This window comes from Jatrophihabitans sp., assembly GCF_036000465.1.
In the GTDB taxonomy this organism is placed as follows: Bacteria; Actinomycetota; Actinomycetes; order Mycobacteriales; family Jatrophihabitantaceae; genus Jatrophihabitans.
The window spans coordinates 1-17,944 of sequence record NZ_DASYFV010000004.1 but is presented as its reverse complement, the minus strand read 5'-3'; the positions used below and the strand labels follow the sequence as shown (position 1 = coordinate 17,944).

Below are 17,944 nucleotides of genomic sequence, written 5' to 3'. Positions count from 1 at the left end.
TGCGACGACGCGTAGCACGTACCGTGCTCGCCGGGCAGCGACACCGGACGGAGCGGCACAGCGTGGAGCGAGATCGGTCGACGGCCCGGATCACCAGCATCCCCCGGCGCGTGACGAGCAGCGACGGCGTCTCGCTGGCGGTCTACGAGTCGGGTGACCCCGAGCGGTCGACCGTGCTCGCCGTGCACGGCTACCCCGACAACCACACCGTCTGGGACGGCGTCGTCGAACTGCTGGCCGAGCGGTTCCACGTCGTCACCTACGACGTGCGGGGCTGCGGTGAGTCGGACAAGCCCGGCGCCCGCAGCGCCTACCGCATGGAGCAGCTCGTCGCCGACCTCGCGGCCGTCGCGGACGCGGTGAGCCCGGACTCCCCCGTCCACCTGCTTGCCCACGACTGGGGGTCGATCCAGAGCTGGCCCGCGGTCACCGACGCGACGGTCGGGGCCCGGATCGCCTCGTTCACCTCGGTGTCGGGGCCGTCGCTCGACTACGCCGCCGCGTGGCTGCGCGCCGTGCACAAGCACCCGCGCGCCTCGCTCGGGCAGCTCGCGCACTCGTACTACATCATGCTGTTCCAGCTGCCGGGGTTGCCCGAGCTCGCGGCCCGTTCGGGTGTGCTGGACCGCGGCGTCCGCCTCGCCTCCCGCGGGAAGAGCTCGGCCGCCGCGGCCGGTGAGCCGACCCGCAGCGAGGCCGACAAGGTCAACGGGCTGTCCCTGTACCGGGCCAACATGCTGGGTCGCCTGGGGCGTCCGAACCCGCGCCCGACCTCGACGCCGGTCCAGGTCGTGGTGCCCGATCGCGACGCGTTCGTGACCGCCGATCTGGCGGTCGAGGCCGCGCAGCCCTGGGCCGAGAACCTGCGCGTGGAGCGGGTGTCCGGCGGGCACTGGGTGGTCAGCGAGCGGCCCGACGTGATCGCGCGGCTCGCCGCGGCCTTCATCGACGGCCGCGGCCCCGCGCGCGCGGCCGAGCCCGCACGGCACGGCCGCTTCGCCGGCCAGCTCGCGGTGGTGACCGGCGGCGCGCGGGGGATCGGCCGGGCGACCGCGCTGCAGTTCGCCCGGGCCGGCGCCGACGTCGTGGTGGCCGACATCGACGACGTCGCCGCGAAGGAGACGGTCGGCGAGCTGCGCGAACTCGGGGTCGGCGCGTGGTCGGCCCACCTCGACGTCAGCGACGCCGGCGCCTGGGAGTACTTCGCCACGACCGTGCGCGACGAGCACGGGACTCCCGACATCGTCGTCAACAACGCCGGCATCGGCCTGGGCGGCCCGTTCCTCGGCACCTCGGTCGCCGACTGGCAGAAGATCCTCGACGTCAACCTCTGGAGCGTCATCCACGGTTGCCGGCTGTTCGCGGCGCAGATGATCGAGCGGGGCCAGGGCGGGCACATCGTCAACGTCGCCTCGGCGGCCGCGTACTCGCCGTCCGTCGTCTACCCGGCGTACGCGACGTCGAAGTCGGCCGTGCTGATGCTCACCGAGTGCCTGCGGGCCGAGCTCGAGCGCGAGGGCATCGGGGTCACCGCCGTGTGCCCCGGTTTCATCAACACCGACATCGCGCGGACGACCATCCACGTCGGCGTCGACGACGAGACGGCGGCCGAACGCAGCGCGCACCAGGTGGCCTCCTACCAGCGGCGCGGCTACACGCCGGAGAAGGTGGCCCGGCAGATCGTGCGCGCGGTCGCGGCCGGCAAGGCCGTCGCCGTCATCACCCCCGAGGCCAAGCTCCTGCGGGCGATCAGCCGGTTTGCTCCGGCCCTCGGGCGACGCGTCGCCAAGCTTGACCTCAACAAGATCTGAGAGGACCCGCGATGACCGCGATCTACGACCGGCTGCGCACCGAGCCCGAGCGGGTGGCCCTGCACGCCCGCGAGGTCGCCTTCGACTGGGCCGGCCTGCCGCTGCGCTGGATCCCGAACGAGGCCTTCTCCTCGCACCTGCTCAACGTGCTGCACGTCCTGCTGCCCGAGGGCGAGCGCTGGTTCGTGAAGGTGTTCAGCGAGGCCCTGCCGCTCATCAAGGACGACCGGCTGCGCGAGGACGTCCTCGGCTTCATCGGCCAGGAGGGCATGCACGCCGCCGCGCACCTGGGCGTGCAGGACTACTTCGAGTCACAGGGCCTCGATACCTCGGAGTATGTCGCCGACCTCGAGCACCTGTTCCGCCGCCTCCTCGGCACCCGCCGGCTCACCGGGGCGAAGCGCGAGGAGTGGCTGATCGAGCGCATCGCGCTCATCGCCGCGATCGAGCACGTGACCGCGTTCCTCGGCAATTGGATCCTCAACTCCCCCGGGCTGGACGTCGCCGGGGCCGACGAGCGGATGCTCGACCTGCTGCGCTGGCACGGGGCCGAGGAGGTCGAGCACCGCTCGGTCGCCTACGACGTCTACATGCACGTCGACGGGCGCTACGTGCGACGGGCGCGCACGTACGTGGTGGGTGCGACCGCTCTCGTCTACCTCTGGATCCGCGGCGTGCGGTACCTGATGGCGGCCGACCCGACCCTCGATCCGCCGCAGAAGCCGCGGTGGCGCGACCTCGTGCTGTCGGCCGGGAAGGGGCTCACCCCGAGCTACCTCAACGTCGTCGGCTGTGCGTGGCGCTACCTGCAGCCGGGCTACCACCCGACCCAGGAGGGCTCGACCAGCCAGGCGGTGGCCTACCTGGCGCAGTCGCCCGTGGCCCTGGCCGCCGACGCGCACAGGTGAGCACCGGCTACCGGCCGCGCGCGACGACGATGCGCGCCCTGGCGCTCGTCGTCACCGCCTACGAGAAGGTGTCGGGCGTCTCGGGGCTGCTGCGCCCCGAGCCGACGCCGATCGACCGGTCGCTGCGCACCCGGGTGACGGCGCTCGACCGGCTCACCGACGACGTCGTCTCGCTGCGCCTGGAACTTCTCGACGGCGGCCGGCTGCCCCGCTGGCACCCCGGCGCGCACGTCGACGTCGAGCTGCCGTCGGGCGCGCTGCGCCAGTACTCGCTGTGCGGCGACCCGGACGAGCGCGACCACTACCGCATCGCCGTGCGTCGCATCGCCGACGGTGGAGGCGGCTCGCGGGCGATCCACGCGCTCGGCGTCGGCGACCGGCTCACGCTGCGCGGCCCGCGCAACGCCTTCCCGTTCATCACGGCCGACCGCTACCTGTTCGTGGCCGGCGGCATCGGCATCACCCCGATCCGGCCGATGCTGCACGACGCGATCCGGCGCGGCGCCGAGTGGCAGTTCGTCTACACCGGGCGCAGCCGCGCGTCGATGCCGTTCCTCGACGAGCTGTCCGCCCTCGACCCGCACCGCGTGCACGTGCGGCCCGACGACGAGTACGGGCCGCCCGACGCCGCCAAGGTGCTCGCCCTGGCTCCCGACGGCGCCGCGCTCTACACCTGCGGCCCGCCGCCGATGATCGACGCGATCCGGGCCGAGCTTCCGGCCGCCCCGATCGCGTCCCTGCACTTCGAGCGCTTCTCCCCCGCGCCCGTCGTCGGCGGCAAGCCGTTCGAGGTCGTGCTGGCCCGCAGCGGCCACGTCGTCCCGGTCGGCGCGAGCGAGACGGCGCTGATCGCGATCCGGCGGGTGCTGCCCGACGTCGCCTACTCGTGCCAGCAGGGCTTCTGCGGAACCTGCCCGGTGCGACTGCTCGGCGGCGACGTCGAGCACCGCGACCGGTGCCTGACCACCCTCGAGCGCGAGTCGCGCGTGGCCGTCTGCGTCTCGCGGGCGACCGGCCGCATCACGCTCGACCTCTGAGCGCGCGCGTCCTGACCGGTCGGGGCCGGACGCGCAACGTGCGGCAGGCTGGACGTCGTGAGCCGCGAGGTCGAGCAGTCGAACCGGCGCCTGCTGCGCGCCCGTGATGCGATGGACCGCAACTTCGCCGAGCCGCTCGACATCCCGGCGCTCGCCGCCGTGGCCCACGTGTCCGAGGCCCACTTCATCCGCACCTTTCGCGCCACGTTCGGCGAGACCCCGCATCGTTACCTGCAACGTCGCCGCGTCGAGCGGGCGATGGCGCTGCTGCGCCAGAGCGACACGAGCATCACCGACATCTGCATGGCCGTCGGATTCACGAGCCTGGGCACGTTCAGCCGCACCTTCCGGGAGATCGTCGGCGAATCCCCGAGTGCGTACCGCGCCGGCAACACGCCCATCGCGCACGTGCCGACCCATTTCGGCATGGCGTGGACGCGACCGAGCAGTTTCGGAGAAGCCCGCACCGAACGCGATCACTAGCGTCGTCCTGACCAGCGAACCACCGAGAGGGGCACGACATGTTCACCGGGATCAACGTCTCGCAGATCTTCGTCTTCGACCAGGACGAGGCACTCGACTTCTACGTCGGCAAGCTCGGGTTGGAGGTCAAGACCGATCAGGACCTCGGCTTCATGCGCTGGCTCACCGTCTGCGTCCCGGGTCACCCCGAGCGCGAGATCCTGCTCGAGCGGCCCGGCCCTCCGGCGATGGACGCGGCGACCGCCGAGCAGGTGCGCGAACTCGTGGCCAAGGGGGCGATGGGCGGCTGGTTCGGTCTCGTCACCGACGACTGCCGCAAGACCTACGAGGAGCTCAGTGCGAGGGGCGTCGAGTTCACCGACGGGCCGAACGAGCAGCCCTACGGCATCGACTGCGGCATCCGCGACCCGTTCGGCAACAAACTCCGCTTCGTGCAGCCGCACGGGGCCTGAGGGTCAGAGGCCGACGGCGCGCTCCAGCGCGGCGAGCTCGTCGTCGAGGTAGCCGAGCAGCCGCTGCAGGTGCGGCACGGTCCGCCGGCACCCGGTGAGCCCGAACGCGATCTCGCTCGAGTAGCTCGTGCAGGTGATGTTGAGGGCCTGGCCGTCGAGCGGGATCGACAGCGGGTACAGGCCGTCGAGCCGGGCGCCGTTCCAGTACATCGGCTCCCGCGGGCCGGGCACGTTCGAGATGATCAGGTTGAACGGCGGCCGCATGGTCTCGGTCAGCCGCAGCGCCGGCCACAGCGCCAGCGGGCTGATGCCGAGCGCGCTCATGGCCAGGATCTGCGACGGGCTCATCGTCGAGAGCGCCTCCTTGCCCTCGGCCATCGACTGATGCACGGTGGCGAGCCGCTCGCCCGCGTCGTCGAGGTCGGTGCCGAGGCGGCACATCACGGCGCCGACCGCGTTGCCCCCGCCGTCGCCCGAGCCGGGGCCGTCGCCGTGCAGCGACACCGGGACCATCGCGATCAGCGATGACTCGGGCAGCGCGTCCAGGCTCTGCATGTACTGCCGCAGCGCGCCGGAGCACATGGCGAGCACGACGTCGTTGACGGTGGCGTCGGCCGCCTTGCCGACGCCCCGGATGCGTTCGATCGGCCAGGACTGTGCGGCGAAGCGGCGAGCGCCGGTGATGTCGACGTTGAGCATCGACTTCGGGGCGGCCAGCGACATCGACCCGCTCTGGTCGTTGATCGCACGGGTCACCGTGCGCAGCAGCGCCGGGCCGAGGCCGAGGGCGTCACTGATCGTGGACGCCGCGGTGCTGGCCCGGTTGGGTCGCGGCCGCGGCTCGCGCGGTGCCCGCTCGCGTGGCGCCCAGGGCGCGGGCATGTTGCGCTCGTCGGCGTCGGTGGAGAGCTGGCGCGAGAGCATGCGCAGTGCGGACACGCCGTCGACCAGCGAGTGGTGCACCTTGAAGTAGGCGGCGTAGCGGCCGTCCTCGAGCCCTTCGATCAGGTGCATCTCCCACAGCGGGCGGTGCCGGTCGAGCAGCGTCGAGTGCAGCCGCGAGCAGAGCGCGAGCAGTTCGAGGATGCGCCCCGGCGCGGGCAGGGCGTTGCGCCGAACATGGTGCTCGAGGTCGAAGGCCCGGTCGGTCTCCCAGGCCCACTGCCCGAGCGTCGAGATCGAGCGGCGCGGACGCTTCTGGAACAGCGGCGCGACCTCGTCGACGCCGATCGCGTCGTCGAACATGCGGCGGACGTCGAGGGCGGTGGCCCCCTCGGGCGGCTGGAACAGCTGCAGGCTGCCGACGTGCATAGGGTGTTCGCGGGATTCCGCCATCAGGAACAGCGAACTCGTCGGAGGCATCGGCAGCAGCATGCACCGATTCTGTCAGCTTTCGGCCCGTCCGGCCCGGCGCGAGGACGAGCCGCAGGCCGGACCGCCGCTCAGTCGGTGGCGGCCGGCGCGACGTGCACCGTGCCGTGCGCGTCCGTGCAGTGCTCGGCGACGTGGGTCGCGGCGTCGAGATGATCGACCTGCAGGGTCACGTGACCGATGCCGTGGTCGCGGCCGAGCATCGTCCGCAGCCGGCCGGCGACCTCGTGGCAGTCGTACTCCAGGTCGACGAGCACGTGCGCCGACAGCGCCGCCTCGCTCGAGCCGAGCACCCAGACGTGCAGGTCGTGCAGTTCGGCGACCCCGTCGGCCGCGGCCAGCTCGGCGCCGAGCGCCTGCGGGTCGACGCCGGGTGGCGCCGCCTCGAGGAACACCCGGCCGGCCTCGTGCACCAGCCGCCACCCCGTCCAGGCCATCAGCGCCGCCACCAGCAGTGACGCCACCGGATCGGCCTGCCGCCAGCCGGTCCAGACGATGACGAGCCCGGCGACGAAGGTGGCGGCGAACGCCCACACGTCGGTCACGAGGTGCGCCAGGACGCCGCGCACGTTCAGCCCGTCGCGGTCGGCCCGCCCGGCCAGGTAGGTGGCGACCAGATTGACCGCCGCGCCGATGACGGCGACGACCGCCACCACGCCGCCGTGCACCCCGGACGGGTGGACGAGGCGCCGGATGCCCTCGAAGGCGAACCAGACGGCGAGCAGCAGCAGGGTGATGCCGTTGACCTGCCCCGACAACGCATCGACCCGGGCGAAGCCGTAGGTGTACGCGCCGCGGGCCGGTCGCTCGGCGATGCGCGAGGCGATGACGGCGAGGGCCAGGGCGGCGGCGTCGGTGAGCATGTGGCCCGCGTCGGCGAGCAGGGCCAGCGAGTGCGCCAGCAGACCGGCGACGATCTCGGCCGCCATGAACACGACGATCACGCCCAGTGCGGCCAGCAGCCACCGCCGGTCGGCCTGGGCCGACGGCCGGTGGTCGTGCCCGTGCCCGCTCATGCCGTCATGGTCTCACCAGCCGGCGTGCAGCGGCCGACCCTCGGCGTAGCCGGCCGAGCTCTGCACCCCGACGACCGCGCGCTCGTGCAGTTCGGCGAGCGTCGTGGCCCCGGCATAGGTGCAGGCCGACCGGACACCGGCGATGATCGTGTCGATCAGGTCCTCGACGCCCGGACGCGCCGGGTCGAGGTACATGCGCCCGGTCGAGATGCCCTCCTCGAACAGCCCCTTGCGGGCCCGCTCGAACGCGCTCTCACCGCTCGTGCGGCTGGCCACGGCCCGGGCCGACGCCATGCCGAAGCTGTCCTTGTAGGCCCGGCCGTCGGCTGCCACGTGCAGGTCGCCCGGGCTCTCGAACGTCCCGGCGAACCAGGAGCCGATCATCACCGCGGAGGCGCCGGCGGCCAGGGCCAGCGCGACGTCGCGGGGGTGGCGGACCCCGCCGTCGGCCCACACGTGCTTCCCCAGTTCGGTGGCCGCCTGCGCGCATTCGAGCACCGCCGAGAACTGCGGCCGCCCGACGCCGGTCATCATCCGGGTCGTGCACATGGCGCCCGGGCCGACGCCGACCTTGACGATGTCGGCCCCGGCGGCGATGAGATCGCGGGTGCCCTCGGCCGACACGACGTTGCCGGCGACGACCGGCACGTGGGGCGACAGCGCGCGGACGGCCTCGAGGGCCTCGATCATGCGGCGCTGGTGGCCGTGCGCGGTGTCGAGCACGAGCAGGTCGATGCCGGCGTCCAGCAGGTCGGCCGCCCGGGCCTTGACGTCACCGTTCACGCCCATCGCCGCGGCGACGCGCAGGCGCCCCTGCGGGTCGAGCGCCGGCGTGTAGATGGTGGCGCGCAGCGCGCCGAGCCGGGTCAGGATGCCGACCAGCCTGCCGTCGGCGTCGACCACCGGGGCGAGCTTGCGGCGCTGCGCGTCGAGCACCTCGAACGCGCGGGCCGGGTCGATGGGTTCGGTGAGGGTCAGCGGGTCCGGCGTCATCACCTGGTGCAGCTGGGCGAAGCGCTCGGCGCCGGTGCAATCGGCCTCGGTGACCACGCCGACCGGCTTGTCGTGCTCGACCACCACGACCGCGCCGTGCGCCCGCTTGGCCAGCAGGCTCAGCGCGTCGCTGACGGTGCTGTGCGGCGCCAGCGTGACCGCGGTGTCGACGACGTGGTGCCGGTGCTTCACCCAGCCGACGACCTCGTGCACCACCGGCACGGGGATGTCCTGCGGAAGGACGGTGAGTCCGCCGCGGCGGGCGACCGTCTCGGCCATCCGCCGGCCGGCGACCGCGGTCATGTTCGCGACCACGAGCGGCAGGGTCGTCCCGCTGCCGTCGGTGGTGGTCAGATCGACGTCGAAACGGGAGCCGACGTCGGATCGGGCCGGGACCATGAACACGTCGTCATAGGTCAGGTCGAAGGTCGGTTCGGAGCCAATGAATCGCACGAGTCACTGACTATACCGGCGTGTACCGGCGTTCGGCGGTGCCGCGGTACGGGGCCCCCTAGGCTGGGACGGTGCTGGCCGTGTTCGACGTCGACGGCGTCGTCGCCGACGTCCGGCACCGGCTGCACCACCTGGAGCGGCGCCGCTCCTGGTCGGCCTTCTTCGCGGACGCGGTCGCCGACGAGCTGCTCGTCGAGGGCGCGCGCCTCGTCGCCGATCTCGCTCGCGAGCACGAGATCGTCTGGTTGACCGGACGTCCCGAATGGCTACGCGATGTCACGCTCGACTGGTTCGCCGAACACGGGCTGCCCGGCGACGAGCTGTTCATGCGCCCGCACGGTGACTACCGCCCCGCCCCGCGCTACAAGCTCTCCGTCCTGCGCGAACTGGCGCCCCGCGGCATCGCGGCGGTGATCGACGACGACGACGAGGTCATCCGGACCGCCCTGGATGCGGGCTTCCCGGCCGTCCTGGCCGACTGGGTCCCGCGGGGACGAACCCTGCGACATGCGCAGGATCGGGACGGCCGGACCTGACCGTCGTGTGTAATGTCCCGTTGAAGCGCGCGTTAGGTCACAGTGAGATAACAGTCTCACACCAACCTCACACAGGACGTAGCAGTTCCGATTTGAATAGCTGTCAACACCCCGAGCGTGCGTGCTGGACAACTTGCAGGAGACGTGCACACTAGGGTCGAGCCCACACCGGAAGCGATTACAGGACACACGATGATCGACACCCAGATCGAGACGGATGCGCACCACCCCTGCGCGCACACCCCCTGCTGCCCCACCGCCGACGCCTTCGACCGCGACGCCGCCCACGTGGTGTCGGCGCACCCGGAGCAGGGCTGGAGCCTGCTCTGCAACGGCGTCGTCCTGTTCGAGGACTTCGGCGAGTTGCTGCCGAACGGCCAGAGCGTCGCCGCCCGGCGTCACGCCCTGCTCGCCGCTTCGCCGCACCGCCGCGCCGGCTGACCCGAGAACCCCTCCCCGGGCGCCCCTCCCCTAGGCGCTCGCAGCCGCCGCCATGGCGGCCACCCGACGGCGTGACCGCAACCGCGGCCCGATCAACCGGGCGAGCACGTAGAGCGCGAAGCTGATGGTCGTGATCGGCACGCTCGGCGTGACATCCACCGACAGGCTGGCGAAGATGCCGCCGTCGGCCGCCAGCAGGGCGATCAGCACCGACAGGCCTGCGACCGCTCCGGGACGCGCCGACAGCTGATGCGCCGCCGCCGCCGGCGTGATGACCAGGCACAGCACCAGCGTCGTCCCGACGATCTGCGCCGCCTCCGTCACCGTGAGGGCGAGCAGCACCAGGAACACCAGGCCGAGCAGGCGCACCGGCACCCCGCGCGCCTCGGCGAGTTCCGGATCGACCGACGCGAAGAGCAACGGCCGGTAGATCACGACCGTGACCGCCAGCACCAGCACCGCGATGACCGCCAGGACGGCGATGTCCGCGGTGCTCACCCCGAAGATCTGGCCGAACAGCAGGCTCGTCGCCTGGGTGCCGAAGTTGCGCAGGCGGCTGAGCAGGAAGACCCCGACCCCGAGGCCGAAGGCGAGCGTCACGCCGATCGCGGCGTCGCGCTCGTGCTCGCGCGCCCCCAGTATCGCGATGGCCACAGCCACGACGAGACTGCCGACGATGGCGCCGAGCAGCCGGTTGTCGAAGAAGAGCAGCCCGGCCGCGGCGCCGGTGAAGGACAGTTCCGAGACGCCGTGCACGGCGAAGGCCGCGCGCCGGGTGATGACGAACGGTCCGAGCAGGCCGCTGATGACCGCGACGAGGCTGGCCGCGACGAAGGCGTGCTGCACCGCCGGCAACCCGAGCAGGAAGCCGATCACCGCGTCACCTCGCTCGGCTCGTGCGTGTGGTCGTCGCCGCTCGGGTGATGGTGGTGCCCGCCGTCGGCCTCGCCGTGCGGCGCGTCCGGCGTGCCGATGACGACGATGCGGCCCCGGACCCGCAGCACGTCGATGTCGGTGCCGTACAGCGCGCTGAGACGTTCGGTGGTCAGCACCTCGTCGGGGGTGCCGATCGCCCAGCGCCGCCCGACCAGGTACAGCACCCGATCGACCATCGGCAGGATCGGGTTGATCTCGTGGGTGACGAACAGGACCGAGGTGTTCGCGCGGCGCCGCCGCTCGTCGATGAGCGCGCTGATGCTCTGCTGCCGGTGCAGATCGAGGCTGAGCAGCGGCTCGTCGCAGAGCAGCACCTCGGGGTCGCCGAGCAGGGCCTGGGCGATGCGCAGCCGCTGCTGCTCGCCCCCCGACAGCATCCCGAGGGGGGCGTCGGCGTAGTCGGTCGCGCCGACCTCGGCGATCGCGCGGTCGACGGCCTCGCGGGCGCCGTGCGCGGGGCGTCGCAGCCCCCACCGGTGACCGTCCAGCCCGAGCCGGACGAGATCGCGGCCGCGCAGAGCGACGTCGCGGTCGAACGCGTTCTGCTGGGGCACGTAACCGACGGCCGCACTGCCCCGGTGCGGCCGCTGCCCGCACACCTCGCCGCGGCCGCGGCTCAGCGGCTGCAGGCCGAGCAGCACCTTGAGCAGGGTCGTCTTGCCGCCGCCGTTGGGGCCGAGGACGGCGAGGAACTCCCCCGGCGCGACGTCGAGGTCGAGGCCACCCCAGAGCGTCCGGGCCCCGAAGGTGACCGCGGCGTCGCGCAGCCGGACGGTCGGCTCAACCATCGAGGGCCGCCAGCAGCGCTTCGGCCTGCGCGGCCTGCCAGGCCTGCAGGTGCCGGCCCGGCGGCAGCGTCTCGCCCACGCCGACCACGGGCACGCCGTGGCTGCGGGCCAGACCGGCCAGCCGGGCGGTCTCGCGGTCGCCGACCTGGGTGTTGAGCAGCAGCGCGCGGATGCGCCGTCCGGTGATGGCCTGCTCGAAGTGGGCGCTGTCGCCCGGACTCGGATCGGTGCCGTCCTCGATCGCGCGGGAGAAGCCGATCGGGGTGCCGAGCGTCAGCCCGGCCGACCGGACGAGGTAGTACGGGACCCCCTCCGTGTAGCCGACGGACTCCCCGGCATGGGCCACGCGGATGCGGCGGATGACCGCGACGACCTGGCGCACCGCGGCCCGGGCCGCGGCGAGGCCCCGGGCGAACCCGGCGGCGTGGGCCGGCTGCCGCTCGGTCAGGGCCGCCGCGATGGCGACCGCGGCCCGCTCGACGTAGGCCGGGTCGTACCAGAGGTGTGGGTTGGCGCCGTTGCCCGCGCCGACCACGGTCGCGATCGTGACCACGGTGCGGGTGGCCGAGGTGTCGACCGAGAGCAGCCGCTGCATGAACGGGTCGTAGTCGACCCCGTTGACGACGACGACCTGCGCGTCGGCAACGGCCGCGGCGTCACCCACCCCGCTCTGGTACTCGTGGGGATCCTGGTTCGGGTTGTCCAGGATCGAGGTGACGTGCACCAGCGCGCCGCCGATCTGGGCGGCGAGGTCGCCCCACAGGCTCTCGGCCGCGAGCACCTGGATGCGGTGGTCGTTCGGGTCCGGCCGGCTCGTCGGCAGGCCGTTGCCGCCGGCGCTGTCGCCCGCCGCGCCACAGGCCGCGAGCACGGAGGCGGCGCTCAGCAGCGCGGCGACGAGGCGGATCGGAAGCACTCGCTAACAGTAACGGATATGAGAACCGTTCCCAACAAGGGGGCCGGGTCAGCCGCGGAAGACCGTCCGGCCGGCGTCGCCGAACGGCTCGTCCCGGTCGCGCACGGCCTGCCGGAAGCCGACCGACGTGGCCCGCTCGGCGAAGCCGTGGCCCTCGCGGGTGTGCCGCGCGATCCCGTCGAAGACGGTGCTGATCATGCCGCTCGTCGCGACGCCCTGGGCCAGCAGCGGCGCGTTGAGCGCCAGCTTGGCCATGACCAGCTGGTTCAGTGGCATCCGGGCGATGCGTTCGAGCAGGATCTCGGTGCGCGCGTCGAGCTCGTCCGGCTCGGGCGCCTCGACGGCCAGGCCCCACTCGGCCGCCTCGGCGCCGGTGATCGTGTCGCCGGTGAACAGCAGGCGCTTGGCCCGCTGGTCGCCCAACCGGTGCGCCCACATGCCGGCCGCCGGGATGCCCCAGACGCGCGTCGGCGGGTAGCCGATCTTGGTGTCGGCCGCCGCGACGACCTGGTCGGCGAACAGCGCGATGTCGGTGCCGCCGGCGATGCAGAAGCCGTGCAGCTTGGCCACGGTCGGCTTGTTCGCGTGCAGCAGGCTCGCGAAGCCGCGGTTGAACCGGCTCATCATCGCGTAGTCGACCATCGGGTCCCACACGCGCGACGGGTCGTGGTTGCGGGCCTGGGCGACCGGGTCCAGCACCGTCCCGGCACGGGTCCCGTCCTGCGAGCGCGCCTCGGCCATGTCCTGCTCGGCGAACAGCGAGAGGTCGTACCCGCCGCAGAAGCCGCTCCCCCGTCCGGAGACGACCATGACGTGGACGCGCGGGTCGAGGTCGGCGCGCTCGACGGCGTGGGCGAGGTCGAGCGGGGTGTCCGGGGTGATGGCGTTGCCCTGTGCCGCCCGGTCGAACGTGATGCGGGCGATGCGGCCGGTGACCTCGTAGGTGAGCGTCGGGTAGGTGGCCTCGTCGATCGGGGTCGGGCGCCCGGCGAACAGCGAGTCGTCGCCGTCGGTCAGGCCGCGCGGCCAACCGGGCTCGGTCATGCAGTGACCCGGGCGCGATCGAGGATCGTCGCGGTGTCGATGCCCGCGGGCAGGGTGCCGTAGGCGACGCCCCAGTCGCCGGCGAGCCGGGATGCGACGAACGCGTCGGCGACGGCCGGGTTCCCGACCCGCAGTAGCAGCGAACCCTGCAGCAGCAGGGCCATGCGCTCGACGATGCGGCGGGCCCGGAACTGCAGGCTCTCGAGGTCGGAGAAGTCCTTCCGCAGCAGGGCGAACGCGTCGTCGTAGCGGGCATCGGCCCCGGCGGCGAGGTCGAGCTCGGCGAAGAACGCCTCGACGGCCGCCGGCTCCTTGGCCATCGCCCGCAGCGTGTCGAGGGCAGCGACGTTGCCCGAGCCCTCCCAGATCGAGATGAGCGGCGCCTCGCGGTAGAGCCGCGGCATCCCGGAGTCCTCGATGTAGCCGTTGCCGCCGAGGCACTCGAGCGCCTCGACCGTGTGCGACGAGAGCCGCTTGCAGAGGAAGTACTTGGTGACCGACAGCGCTACCCGGCGGAAGAGGGCCTCGGCCTGGTCGCCCCGGGTCGCGCGGTCGACGGCGCCGGCGATGCGCATGACCACGGTCGTGGCCGCCTCGGAGTCGACGGCCAGATCGGCAAGCACGTTGACCATTGCCGGCTGGTCGACGAGCGCCTTGCCGAAGGCGTGCCGGTGCGTGGCGTGGTGGATCGCGTGCGCCGTGCCGAGGCGCATGCCGCCCGCGGCCATGAGCGCGCAGTCGAGCCGCGTCATGTTGACCATCTCGATGATCGTCGCGACCCCGCGGCCTTCCTCGCCGACGAGCCAGCCGAACGCGTCGTCGTACTCGACCTCGCCGGAGGCGTTGGACTTGTTCCCGAGCTTGTCCTTGAGTCGCTGCAGGAAGAACGCGTTGGGCGTGCCGTCGGGCAGCACCCGCGGCACGAGGAAGCAGGACAGCCCGCCCGGCGCCTGGGCGAGGGTCAGGAACAGGTCGGACATCGGGGCCGAGGTGAACCACTTGTGGCCGGTCAGCCGGTAGGTGTCGTCTCCGGCCGGGACGGCGCGGGTGGTGTTGGCCCGGACGTCCGAACCGCCCTGCTTCTCTGTCATGGACATGCCGGCGATCAGACCGCGCTTGCCCAGCGGAGCCGCCAGCTCCGGGTCGTACTCGCGGTTGCTCAGCAGCGGCTCGTACGCGGCCGCGAGATCCGGCGTGGTGCGCAGTGCCGGCACCACCGCGTAGGTCATCGAGATCGGGCACAGGTGGCCGGCGTCGGCCACGCCCCAGGCGATGACCTTGGCCGCGCGGGCGACGTGCTCCCCCGCTCGCTGCGACGCCCATGGGGCGCCGTGCAGGCCGTGGCCCACAGCTGTCCGCATCAGGTCGTGATACTGCGGCAGGTACTCGACCTCGTCGACGCGGTTGCCGTAGCGGTCGTGCGTTCGCAGCACCGGCGGGTGCTCGTTGGCGAGCCGCCCGGCGAGCTGCATCTCCTCGCTGTTGCCGAGGAGCGCGAGCTCGCGCACCTCGGCCTCGGCCCACCCCGCGCCCTCGCGGTGCAGGCCCTCGAAGAGCGCCGGCTGGGTGCTGATGTCGTGGCCGACGATCGGCGGGACCTGGTTGGTGACGTCATGCGTGGGCACGGGCGGTACCTCCGACGGCGCGATGGGCGAACTCGATCAGGGTGGGTACGGCGTCGGGCTCGGCCACGCCACTGGCGAGCGGGCCGACGAGCGCCTCGCCGATGGCGCCGACGAGGGCGGCGGCGACGACGGTCGGGTTCTGCGGCGGCAGCTCGCCGTCGGCGACCCCCTGCTCGACGGCCGCGGCGATGACGTCGCGGAAGGCCCGGCGGAACTCGAGGCGCAGCTCGTCGACCGCCGGGTCGACCGGCTCGGCGAGCAGGGCGTACGCCCGGCGAGGCTGCTTCAGCGCCCGCCCGGCGAAGGTCTCGATGACCGCGGTCGTGCGGTCGAGAGCACTGCTCTCGGCGGCGGCTGCGGCCCGCACCGCCTCGACCTCGCGGGTCACCACGGTGCGGAACAGCTCGGCGAGGAGGTCGGACTTGCTGGTGAAGTGGTTGTAGAGCGTGCCGCTGGCGATGCCGGCGCGGGCAGCGACGCCGGCCATGCTGCAGCCGGCGTAGCCCTGCTCGGCGAGCAGCTGGGCCGCGCCGGCCAGGATCGCCTGGCGCTGGGCGTCCAGCCGCGCCTGGATCTGCGGCGTGCGGCGGTAAGCCATGGCAAGCAGTGAACAACAGTTCAGCGCTTGCCGCAACCGGCGCGAGCGTCAGCCGAGGGTCGCCCGGGCCCCGCAGCCGGCGCAGACCCAGACCGAGTCCTCCTCCTTCATGTTGCCGTGCTCGGCGCAGGTCGGGCCGCCCGAGGCGTCGAGGGTGACGTTGCCGAGCGTGACGTCCCACCCGCCGTCGACGTCGCGCAGGGTCAGCCCGGACGAGCCGACCGACCGGGCGCGCTCGAAGGCGAACACCGTCTCGGCCGCCGCCAGGAAGCGCTCCGACGAGGTGGTCCACCCGGCGGGCAGGCTGGATTCGGCGACGACGAGCGTGTCGTCGGCGATCTCGGCGACCGCGGTCTGCTCGAGGCCGTCGACCCCGACGAAGGTGACCGCGTAGCGGCCGGACCCGGGGAGTACCTCGATGCGGTGGAGGGCGGCGTCCATGCCACGAGCATGCCCGATCCCCGAGCCGCCCCGCAGTACGTCAGCTGCTTTCGGCCCGGGCCTTCAGGCGGGCCAGGGTGGCTTCGATGTGCTCGGCGTTCGTCTGCCCGCGATCGCTCACGCCCGTCGCCAGGCCGCTGAGGGCGGCGAAGAGTCCCGAGCGGTGGTCCCAGGTGGTCTCGGTGACCCGGCAGCCGGCGGGCGTGGCCTCGAGGTCGTACTGCCAGCGCGAGACGGGCAGCCCCGGCGGGAAGACGACGTCGAAGCCGAAGCACCGTCCGGGTTCGGCGGCGGTGACGGTGCAGCGGGTCGACCAGCGGCGCCACCCGTTGCGGTTCGCCCCGCGGAAGACCGACCCCGGCGCGGCGGTGTCGCCGGACACCCAGCGCATCGTCGCGGTCTCCTCGGCCAGCTCGGCGAGGACCGCGAGGTCGGTGATGAGGGCGTAGACGCGCTCCGGCGTCGCGGCGATCTCGACGCTGCTCGATGCGTCCGACGAACCCAATGTGACCTCCTCAGTCGAGGTCACGCTAGCGATCGGGCGCGCGGCGTCCAGTCGAGGTGATTCAGCCCTCGTCGGGGCGCGACCACGGCGACGGGGTGTCCTTGGCGCCGAAGTAGTCGCCGCCCTTGGCCCGCATGTCGTCGGTGCCCCACTGGACTGTCCCCGACTCCTTCGGGAAGTGCTTGCGGCAGTGGATGTAGCTCGTCTCCAGCGCGAACACGACAAAGCGGTCAGGGGCCCGTCCGGCGCTCGGCGAGTGCGCGAGGGACAGGTGCTCGTCGCGCATGTCGTCGGCCTCGACGATGGTCGCGTCACCGCGCAGGTGCAGCCCGATGCGCTCGGCGTGGTCGAGGAACATGAGGTGGGCGGCCGGGTTCTTGGAGATGTTGCCGAGCGTGGTGAGCACGCCGTTGCCCCGCAGCTCCGGCCAGCACAGCGTCCGCTCGTCCAGAGGGGCGACGAAACCGGGCTCGCCGAAGCGGACGGAGGCGTCGGGACGGCCGTCGGAATCGACCGTCGCGACAATCATCTGGGTCTGGCTGCGGAGGAACTCCACCATGCGTGGAGTGAGGGTGTCGAGCATCTGCTCGCGGTAGAAGCGATCGGCGCGATCGCCGGTGCCGTAAAGATCTTGGAGGAGGTGTTCACCGTCGGAACCAGGCTTCGGCGTACCTTTGGGACTCACCAGACAACCTCCCTTTCGGCTCGATTTACGGTACATCGTCCATACGGGCATACCCGCTACAGTCGGATTCGACGTCAACTGGAGGCACACCCATGGGGCTTCGACAGGCCCTCGACAAATGGCGCTCGTCCGACGAGGCCGGACGTGAGCGTCGCGCCCGCCGCGCGGTGACCGACGCCCCCGTTCACCGCCATCAGGCCGACCCGTCCACCGGCCAGCTGCGTCTGCCCCGCAACGGCGCCCGACCCGAGCCCGTCGCGCCGGCCACGAACGGCTACTACGTACCGCCGAAGACCGACACCGCTGACGGAACGCGATTCAACGGTACGAACGGGGTGCACGCCTCCCCGCGCCCGCTGCCGCATCCACCCAGAGCTGATCTTGCCGGCGCCCCGAGACCCGATCTCGACGAGGCGCCGACCGCTCAGTTCTTCGCCCCCGGTCCCACGGCCGGGGGTCTTGTCGTCGGTGCCGCCGAACTGCGCAGCGCGCCCGTTCCGGTGCCGGGTTTCTACACGCCCCCGACCCCGCCGGCCCTGACGCCGGTCGTGGCCAAGCCCTACGACCGCGCGGTCGTCCGCGCCGCCTGGGACTGCGTCAGCGACCGCGCCGACCAGCTCGTGCGCACCTTCTACGCCGAGCTGTTCTTCGCCCTCGGCGACGAGGCGTTCCAGATGTTCCCGTCGAACATGTCGGCCCAGCGCGACGACTTCGGCCGCGCACTCCTCCAGTGGGTCGTCGCCGACGACCCCGAGTCGATGGCGGCCCACCTCGACCAGCTCGGCGTCGACCACCGCAAGTTCGACGTCGAGCCGCGGCACTACGACATCGCCGGGCAGGCCCTCGTCAACGCGTTCAGGACGATCATGGGTTCGGCCTGGACGGCCGAGACCGAGGAGGCGATC

General features: G+C 72.5%; 20 protein-coding genes. 8 read left to right on the top strand and 12 right to left on the bottom strand.

Translation table 11 applies throughout. The features are described from left to right. Positions 1-110 precede the first annotated feature (110 nt). Genes VGN18_RS00345 through VGN18_RS00325 form a run of 5 tightly spaced genes read left to right on the top strand, consistent with a single transcriptional unit; the run spans position 111 to position 4,691 of the window. Positions 111-1,811 carry an SDR family oxidoreductase gene (locus tag VGN18_RS00345; RefSeq protein ID WP_327537622.1) on the top strand — a complete coding sequence of 567 codons (1,701 nt, stop codon included), beginning with the start codon at positions 111-113 and terminating at the stop codon, positions 1,809-1,811. An 11-nt stretch (positions 1,812-1,822) separates the two neighbouring features. Then, positions 1,823-2,719, top strand: coding sequence for a metal-dependent hydrolase (locus VGN18_RS00340; RefSeq protein ID WP_327537621.1), 897 nt, complete (start codon positions 1,823-1,825; stop codon positions 2,717-2,719). Then, on the top strand, positions 2,716-3,756 hold the full coding sequence (locus VGN18_RS00335) for a PDR/VanB family oxidoreductase (protein WP_327537620.1): 1,041 nt from the start codon (positions 2,716-2,718) through the stop codon (positions 3,754-3,756). Before VGN18_RS00340 ends, VGN18_RS00335 begins: the two co-directional genes overlap by 4 nt. A 57-nt stretch (positions 3,757-3,813) precedes the next feature. Beyond that, positions 3,814-4,239 (top strand): AraC family transcriptional regulator, encoded by a 426-nt coding sequence (locus VGN18_RS00330; protein WP_327537619.1) that lies wholly within the window; start codon positions 3,814-3,816, stop codon positions 4,237-4,239. Positions 4,240-4,277: 38 nt separating this feature from the next. Next, entirely contained in the window at positions 4,278-4,691 is a 414-nt protein-coding gene (locus VGN18_RS00325; RefSeq protein ID WP_327537618.1) for a VOC family protein, read from the top strand. Between the two features lie 3 nt (positions 4,692-4,694). Here VGN18_RS00325 and VGN18_RS00320 read toward each other — a convergent pair whose 3' ends face one another. The 3 genes from VGN18_RS00320 to VGN18_RS00310 form a co-directional block, all read right to left on the bottom strand. Beyond that, the gene (locus VGN18_RS00320) at positions 4,695-6,065 is read right to left on the bottom strand and encodes a wax ester/triacylglycerol synthase family O-acyltransferase (RefSeq protein ID WP_327537617.1); all 1,371 of its coding nucleotides are present in this window, start codon (positions 6,063-6,065) and stop codon (positions 4,695-4,697) included. Between the two features lie 68 nt (positions 6,066-6,133). Next, positions 6,134-7,078, bottom strand: a complete 945-nt coding sequence (locus tag VGN18_RS00315; protein WP_327537616.1) for a cation diffusion facilitator family transporter — start codon at positions 7,076-7,078, stop codon at positions 6,134-6,136. A 12-nt stretch (positions 7,079-7,090) separates the two neighbouring features. Next, positions 7,091-8,524 carry a GuaB1 family IMP dehydrogenase-related protein gene (locus VGN18_RS00310; protein ID WP_327537615.1) on the bottom strand — a complete coding sequence of 478 codons (1,434 nt, stop codon included), beginning with the start codon at positions 8,522-8,524 and terminating at the stop codon, positions 7,091-7,093. Positions 8,525-8,595: 71 nt separating this feature from the next. Here VGN18_RS00310 and VGN18_RS00305 point away from each other — a divergent pair, with 71 nt between their 5' ends. Both VGN18_RS00305 and VGN18_RS00300 read left to right on the top strand, forming a co-directional pair. Beyond that, positions 8,596-9,060 (top strand): hypothetical protein, encoded by a 465-nt coding sequence (locus VGN18_RS00305; RefSeq protein WP_327537614.1) that lies wholly within the window; start codon positions 8,596-8,598, stop codon positions 9,058-9,060. 192 nt (positions 9,061-9,252) lie between these two features. After that, positions 9,253-9,501, top strand: a complete 249-nt coding sequence (locus tag VGN18_RS00300; RefSeq protein ID WP_327537613.1) for a DUF5999 family protein — start codon at positions 9,253-9,255, stop codon at positions 9,499-9,501. Positions 9,502-9,531: 30 nt separating this feature from the next. Here the strand turns inward: VGN18_RS00300 and VGN18_RS00295 are convergent, their stop codons facing one another. The 9 genes from VGN18_RS00295 to VGN18_RS00255 form a co-directional block, all read right to left on the bottom strand. Next, positions 9,532-10,377, bottom strand: coding sequence for a metal ABC transporter permease (locus VGN18_RS00295; RefSeq protein WP_327537612.1), 846 nt, complete (start codon positions 10,375-10,377; stop codon positions 9,532-9,534). Further along, complete coding sequence (locus VGN18_RS00290; RefSeq protein ID WP_327537611.1) at positions 10,374-11,225, bottom strand: metal ABC transporter ATP-binding protein; 852 nt, start codon at positions 11,223-11,225, stop codon at positions 10,374-10,376. Before VGN18_RS00290 ends, VGN18_RS00295 begins: the two co-directional genes overlap by 4 nt. Then, entirely contained in the window at positions 11,218-12,141 is a 924-nt protein-coding gene (locus VGN18_RS00285; protein ID WP_327537610.1) for a metal ABC transporter solute-binding protein, Zn/Mn family, read from the bottom strand. Before VGN18_RS00285 ends, VGN18_RS00290 begins: the two co-directional genes overlap by 8 nt. 48 nt (positions 12,142-12,189) lie before the next feature. Continuing rightward, on the bottom strand, positions 12,190-13,185 hold the full coding sequence (locus tag VGN18_RS00280; protein ID WP_327537609.1) for a crotonase/enoyl-CoA hydratase family protein: 996 nt from the start codon (positions 13,183-13,185) through the stop codon (positions 12,190-12,192). Beyond that, positions 13,182-14,810: an acyl-CoA dehydrogenase family protein gene (locus VGN18_RS00275; RefSeq protein WP_327537608.1), complete on the bottom strand. Its 1,629-nt coding sequence runs from the start codon at positions 14,808-14,810 to the stop codon at positions 13,182-13,184. Before VGN18_RS00275 ends, VGN18_RS00280 begins: the two co-directional genes overlap by 4 nt. After that, entirely contained in the window at positions 14,797-15,408 is a 612-nt protein-coding gene (locus VGN18_RS00270; protein ID WP_327537607.1) for a TetR/AcrR family transcriptional regulator, read from the bottom strand. Before VGN18_RS00270 ends, VGN18_RS00275 begins: the two co-directional genes overlap by 14 nt. Before the next feature lie 48 nt (positions 15,409-15,456). Then, a complete protein-coding gene (locus VGN18_RS00265) occupies positions 15,457-15,849 on the bottom strand; it encodes a hypothetical protein (protein WP_327537606.1) in 393 nt (130 codons plus the stop codon). A 40-nt stretch (positions 15,850-15,889) separates the two neighbouring features. After that, positions 15,890-16,354 carry an SRPBCC family protein gene (locus tag VGN18_RS00260; RefSeq protein ID WP_414655002.1) on the bottom strand — a complete coding sequence of 155 codons (465 nt, stop codon included), beginning with the start codon at positions 16,352-16,354 and terminating at the stop codon, positions 15,890-15,892. Between the two features lie 61 nt (positions 16,355-16,415). After that, complete coding sequence (locus VGN18_RS00255; protein WP_327537604.1) at positions 16,416-16,937, bottom strand: pyridoxamine 5'-phosphate oxidase family protein; 522 nt, start codon at positions 16,935-16,937, stop codon at positions 16,416-16,418. 194 nt (positions 16,938-17,131) lie between these two features. Here VGN18_RS00255 and VGN18_RS00250 point away from each other — a divergent pair. Next, positions 17,132-17,944 (top strand): globin domain-containing protein (locus VGN18_RS00250; protein WP_327537603.1); only part of this gene is annotated, 813 nt, incomplete at its 3' end.